This is a genomic window from Pseudomonas sp. CM25, assembly GCF_013179705.1.
Taxonomy (GTDB): Bacteria; Pseudomonadota; Gammaproteobacteria; order Pseudomonadales; family Pseudomonadaceae; genus Aquipseudomonas.
On sequence record NZ_JABMCW010000727.1, the window covers coordinates 1 to 578 of the forward strand.

Annotated in this window: 1 protein-coding gene; it reads left to right on the plus strand. The window is 53.3% G+C overall.

Annotated features, from left to right (window positions below):
- The coding region (locus tag HP546_RS30970; protein WP_172233862.1) for a type VI secretion system contractile sheath domain-containing protein at positions 1-578 on the plus strand (578 nt) is incomplete at both ends.

The following is a 578-nucleotide window of genomic DNA, read 5'->3' on the forward strand; positions in this document are numbered from 1 at the left end:
CCAAGGCGTATCGGCCTTCATTGCAGAAATACTCAAGAGCAATGATCCAGATCAACTAATCAACAAGCATCGCGTCGATCAAATGATTGCAGAGCTGGACCGAGTGCTCAGCCGACAGATGGATGCCATCCTGCATCAGCCCGAGTTTCAACAGCTTGAATCGGCGTGGCGCAGCCTCAAACTTCTGGTCGACCGTACGGACTTCCGCGAAAACATCAAGCTTGAAGTTCTGCATGCCAACAAGGAAGACTTGCTAGATGATTTCGAGAACGCGGCCGACATCACCTGCAGCGGTATGTACAAACACGTTTACACCGCGGGTTACGGTCAATTCGGTGGTGAGCCCGTGGCGGCCATGGTGGGGAACTATGACTTCGGCCCCTCATCTCCAGACATCAAGCTTTTGAGCTACATGGCCTCCGTCGGTGCCATGTCCCACGCACCTTTCCTTGCCGCCCCATCCCCCGATTTCTTCAATTTGAGCAGCTTTGAAGAGCTGCCCAATCTGAAGGAAATCAAAGATATTTTCGCCGGGCCTCGGCATGCCAAATGGCGTGCGTTCCGTGAAAGTGAAGACG